The organism is Microcystis sp. M53598_WE2 (genome assembly GCF_030067735.1).
Taxonomy (GTDB): domain Bacteria; phylum Cyanobacteriota; class Cyanobacteriia; order Cyanobacteriales; family Microcystaceae; genus Microcystis; species Microcystis aeruginosa.
The window spans coordinates 1-1,961 of record NZ_JASJFE010000877.1 but is presented as its reverse complement, the minus strand read 5'-3'; the positions used below and the strand labels follow the sequence as shown (position 1 = coordinate 1,961).

Here is a 1,961-nt window from a genome sequence, read left to right as displayed (position 1 = left end):
GACTTTTTCCCTGAAAATTAGGTAATTGACCACCTGAAAATCGGTAAAACCCCACACCCCACACCCCACACCCCACACCCTGCCCCTAGGAAAAGCTTTTTCAGCAAACCCTAGTTAGTTGCACAAAATTAAATTCACACTCTGGAAAATCCGATAAAAAAAAGACGGGGTTTTCACCCCGTCCTATTTGTCAAGAATTATGACAAATCTTTGACTTGTGATACTAATTGTGCTACCACATCTTGAGCGCTACCGAAGAGCATAAAGGTTTTGGGATTGTAGAATAATTCGTTTTCTACCCCGGCAAAACCTGATCGCATACTGCGCTTAATCACGATCGTGTGCTGTGCCTTATCCACGTCGAGAATTGGCATTCCATAAATCGGACTAGCCTTATCGTGACGGGCAGCGGGATTAACCACATCATTCGCCCCAATAATTAACGCCACATCGACGCGCTCAAACTCAGGATTAATATCATCCATATCGTAGAGTTGCGGATAGGGAACATTAGCTTCGGCCAGTAATACATTCATGTGGCCGGGCATTCTTCCCGCTACGGGGTGAATAGCATATTTAACCTCAACGCCATTTTTTTCCAACTGTTCAGCCAATTCTCGCACTGCGTGTTGTGCTTGAGCCACCGCCATGCCGTAACCGGGTACAATCACCACAGAACGCGCATAACCGAGCATCATTGCCCCTTCTTCTGAATCAATAGCATGAACCGATTTATCAAGGCTAGAAGTGGCGCTGGCTTCGCCTCCGGCACTAGCACCTGTACCAAATGCCCCAAATAGTACACTAGCCAGCGATCGATTCATGGCTTTACACATGATCTGAGTCAGGATAATCCCCGACGCACCCACCAAAGCACCGGCGATGATCAGCATACTATTCATCAGGATAAAACCGACTACGCTGGCGGCAAGTCCCGAAAAAGAGTTTAAGAGGGAGATAACCACGGGCATATCGCCGCCACCGATGGGAAGCACGAATAAAGCCCCGAAAATTAAGGAAAGTGCCACCAAGGTCAGGAAAACATCGATCGAGGTGGGATCAAAAAAGAGATAGACACTACCCCCTAAAAAGGTGAGTAGCAAGAGAATGTTAAAGGGTTGTTGGAAAGGAAAAGTTACGGGCGCGCCACTGATTAATTCCTGTAATTTGGCAAAAGCGAGGACACTACCGGTAAAAGTGACACCGCCGATCAATATACCCAAAATAGCGATCAGTATCGAGTCAAAGGCAATATTTTCACCACTTTGCAGTAAACGCCAGTATTCGCCAATGGCAATTAAAGCACTGGCAGCACCGCCTAAACCGTTAAAAATCCCCACCATTTGGGGCATAGCTGTCATCGGGACTTTTTGCGCCGAAACCAAGCCGATAATTGAGCCAATCACCAACGCCACGGCGATTAAACCATAGCTGAGGATTTCTTGATTGATTAAGGTGGCAATAATGGCGATTAGCATCCCGATCGCAGCCAGAAAATTGCCTTGACGGGCAGTAGCGGGGGAAGATAATTGTTTAAGACCGATGATAAATAAAATGGCGGCAAGTAGATAGGACAACTCGATCCCTGTGATAAGGGCATTATTCATGATTTAGCCTCTTTTTTCTTGAACATTTGCAGCATTCGATCGGTAACGACAAAACCACCGACCACGTTAACCATCGCCAAAATAACGGCAATTAACCCTAAAATTACGGTTAATTCGTGCCAATCCGTGCCTCCGGCGATGAGGAGCGCACCAACAACGGCGATACCTGAAATTGCATTCGCTCCCGACATCAGGGGTGTATGGAGAGTGGGAGGAACTTTATTGATCACCTCGAAACCGACAAAGGAAGCGAGGACAAATACCACTAAAGCGGTTAAAAGTTGGGCAGTCATTGGTTAAAGAAATAGGGGATAGGGTGTGGGGTGTGGGGTGTGGGGTGTGGGGTGTGGGGTG

2 protein-coding genes are annotated in these 1,961 nt (G+C 47.1%); both read right to left on the bottom strand.

Annotated features, from left to right (window positions below; all coding sequences use genetic code 11):
• Positions 1–197: 197 nt before the first annotated feature.
• Positions 198–1,607 carry an NAD(P)(+) transhydrogenase (Re/Si-specific) subunit beta gene (locus PX636_RS17820; protein WP_002757688.1) on the bottom strand — a complete coding sequence of 470 codons (1,410 nt, stop codon included), beginning with the start codon at positions 1,605–1,607 and terminating at the stop codon, positions 198–200.
• The gene (locus tag PX636_RS17815; RefSeq protein ID WP_002733247.1) at positions 1,604–1,900 is read right to left on the bottom strand and encodes an NAD(P) transhydrogenase subunit alpha part 2; all 297 of its coding nucleotides are present in this window, start codon (positions 1,898–1,900) and stop codon (positions 1,604–1,606) included. The genes PX636_RS17820 and PX636_RS17815 overlap by 4 nt, the downstream gene beginning before the upstream one ends.
• Positions 1,901–1,961 lie beyond the last annotated feature (61 nt).

Excerpts from the sequence above, each read along its gene's own strand:
- PX636_RS17820 (WP_002757688.1), bottom strand. The coding sequence starts at position 1,607 with ATGAATAATGCCCTTATCACAGGGATCGAGTTGTCCTATCTACTTGCC.
- PX636_RS17815 (WP_002733247.1), bottom strand. The coding sequence starts at position 1,900 with ATGACTGCCCAACTTTTAACCGCTTTAGTGGTATTTGTCCTCGCTTCC.